At 66.7% G+C, this 2,573-nt stretch carries 4 protein-coding genes; all 4 read right to left on the reverse strand.

Features of this window, described 5'->3' with window-relative positions:
- Positions 1-197: 197 nt before the first annotated feature.
- A complete protein-coding gene (locus tag GPA_RS10400) occupies positions 198-416 on the reverse strand; it encodes an acyl carrier protein (RefSeq protein ID WP_015539843.1) in 219 nt (72 codons plus the stop codon).
- A 377-nt stretch (positions 417-793) separates the two neighbouring features.
- Positions 794-1,264 (reverse strand): MarR family winged helix-turn-helix transcriptional regulator, encoded by a 471-nt coding sequence (locus tag GPA_RS10405; RefSeq protein WP_041239458.1) that lies wholly within the window; start codon positions 1,262-1,264, stop codon positions 794-796.
- A gap of 56 nt (positions 1,265-1,320) precedes the next feature.
- Positions 1,321-2,187 (reverse strand): lysophospholipid acyltransferase family protein, encoded by an 867-nt coding sequence (locus GPA_RS10410; RefSeq protein ID WP_015539845.1) that lies wholly within the window; start codon positions 2,185-2,187, stop codon positions 1,321-1,323.
- Positions 2,184-2,573 (reverse strand): (d)CMP kinase (locus GPA_RS10415; protein ID WP_041239459.1); only part of this gene is annotated, 390 nt, incomplete at its 5' end. The genes GPA_RS10415 and GPA_RS10410, both read right to left, overlap by 4 nt.

Below are 2,573 nucleotides of genomic sequence, written 5' to 3' on the forward strand. Positions count from 1 at the left end.
AGGCTCGCGTCGGCGATGCGCGCCATCGCGCCCTGCACGACGGGCGCCTCGATGCCCAGCAGTTCCGTAATCCTCGTTTTCACGGTCGCGGTTCCCTTCGTCTTCATGTCCCGTCCCCGCGGGGACGCTCGTCTTCCCAGCGCCCGCCGTGCGGGCTGCGGCAAAACGGGCCCCGTACGGGGCCCGGCCAACGCGTGTTACAGCGAGTCGATGTGCGCGACCAGCTGGCCCACCGTCTCGATGCCCTCGGGCTCGCCGAACTCGACGTCGCACTTCTCCTCGAGGTCGCAGATGAGCTCGACCATGTCGAGCGAGTCGATGCCGAGCGACTCGAGCGTCGCCTCCTCGGTGATCTTGTCGGCCTCGAGGTCGAGGTTCTCGACGAGCACTTCCTTGACGGTGTCGATGGTAGCCATGGGTCTTCCTTTCGCGTCATGCCATTTAGTTTGATAATCAAAGTATTTCTACGGGAGTAATGGTATGGTGAGGAGCCTTCGAATGCAAGCGCTGCGGCGCCCGCTCCACGATTTCTGCGCGCCCGCACGTCGCGAGGCACCGGGATGGCGAACGGCGACCAGGGCGCCCGGCATGCCGGCACCATCGCCCTCCCCGCCCCGCAGAGGTTGGCCGGTCTTGATGCCCCTCGCTTTTCACACGGCATCCGTCACGATGTTTCACGTGAAACACTTGTACGCGCGAACGAATGTTTCACGTGAAACATTCGTGGATGTGCAGCGCGCGGCATGTCCCACACGGCATGTCCCGTGCAGCAGGCCGCGTGCCGCGCGGGCGCCTACGCCTGCGCGTCGAAGAACGCCTTCACCTTGGAAAGCGCCTCGGCGAACACGCGCTCCTCCTCCTCGGTGAGGCCGGCGAGCGCCTCGTCGATCATCTGGTGGTGGAACAGGTTGTGGGCGCGCAGCACCTGCCGGCCCTTCTTGGTGAGCGACACGAGCACCTTGCGCCGGTCGTCCTCGGCGCGCGAGCGCTCAACGAAGCCCTTGCCCGCCAGCTTGCTCACGGCCGTGGTCAGGGTGGCCAGCGTCACGCCCAGGCGTGCCGCGACCACGTTCATCGGGTTGCGCTCGTGCAGGCCGATGGCCACGATGGTGTGCACCTCGGTGATGGTGAGCCCGTGCGTCAGGCGGTTGTCGAGCGACTGCTCCTCGATGCGCAGGATGGAGTTGAACGTGCCGGACAGCAGATCGTCGATCTCCTCGCGCCGCTTGGACACGGCATCGGCATCCCTGGCGGAACCGTCCATCAGCCCTCCCTCCTTCTCATCCTTCGTTCTCATCCCCTGCATCATACCGCAATTAGTTAGATGATCAAAGCATTTGCGCCAGCCACCGGGAACCGGGGCGCGCGGATGCCCGCCACGACCTCGGCCGTGGTGTGCTCGGGCACGGGATGCTCCTCGAACACAGCCGTGAAGTCGCGTCCACCGGGGAACAGCGCGGGCATGTCCACCTGCTCGCGCGGCACGCGCAGCGACAGCGCGAAGCACTCGCGCATGGCATACCACGTGCAGCCCTCCAGGCGGTCCTCCTTCGGCAGGAAGTCGAAGTCCTCCACGAGCAGGGGGTTGCCGTACTCGATGGTGATCTTGGGGAAGCGCAGGCGCTCGCCCTTCCTCTTCACGTTCTCGGCGTTGCGCACGGTCATGGGCAGGAGGGGGGCCTTCCCCATCTTCGCGACGAACGCGGCGCCGGAATGGATCTCGGGGGTCTTCGTGCCTTTGCCGCGGCGCGTGCCCTCGGGCAGGATGCCCACGATCTCGTCGTTTTTCAGCATGCGCGTCGCGCGCTTGATGGCGGTGCGGTCGGCGGAGTCGCGCTTGACGGGGAACGCGCCCACGCGCGAGAGGATCTGCCCCACTAGGCCGTGGGCGTTGTCGAACAGGCTCTCGCGGCCCATGAAGCGCAGCCATTGCTGCGGGCGCGTGGCCAGGTACATGAACGCCACGTCCAGAAACGAGGTGTGGTTCGCCACCACCACCACGCCGCTCTCCTTGTCGAAACCGCGGATGCTCTCGCGGTTGTCCACGCGGTAGCGGAAGCAGATCTTGAACACGAACACGAGGAATCCCCAGATGAGATTGCCTGCCCAGTGGGGGGCCTGCTTCTCGTCGGACGTGCCGCCGAGCGGCATGTCCCATATCTTCTCGTACGGGAGGATCAGGCTCATCGCGCGGCCCTCTCGCGCGCGAGCTCCACGATCTCGTCGATGACGTCCTCTATGTAGCGGCCCGTGGAGTCGAGGCGCACGGCATCGTCGGCGGGCTTGAGGGGCGAGGTGGCGCGCGAGGAGTCATGCTCGTCGCGGCGCCGCAGGTCGGCGAGGACCTCGTCGAAGTCGATGGAGCCGATGGAGCGGTCGGCGTTCTGCCGCACGCGGCGGTGCGCGCGCTCCTCGTCCGATGCAGTGAGAAACACCTTCACCTCTGCCTCGGGGAACACCACCGTGCCGATGTCGCGGCCCTCCACCACGTAGTCGCCCGCGCGCCCTATGCGACGCTGCTGCCCCACGAGCGCCTCGCGCACGGAGGGCGCGGCCGACACGGGGCTCACGGC

It is taken from the genome of Gordonibacter pamelaeae 7-10-1-b (genome assembly GCF_000210055.1).
Taxonomy (GTDB): domain Bacteria; phylum Actinomycetota; class Coriobacteriia; order Coriobacteriales; family Eggerthellaceae; genus Gordonibacter; species Gordonibacter pamelaeae.

What these genes read in the sequence shown, in the direction of transcription:
- GPA_RS10400 (WP_015539843.1), bottom strand. Translation starts at nt 416, where the DNA reads ATGGCTACCATCGACACCGTCAAGGAAGTGCTCGTCGAGAACCTCGAC.
- GPA_RS10405 (WP_041239458.1), bottom strand. Translation starts at nt 1,264, where the DNA reads ATGGACGGTTCCGCCAGGGATGCCGATGCCGTGTCCAAGCGGCGCGAG.
- GPA_RS10410 (WP_015539845.1), bottom strand. Translation starts at nt 2,187, where the DNA reads ATGAGCCTGATCCTCCCGTACGAGAAGATATGGGACATGCCGCTCGGC.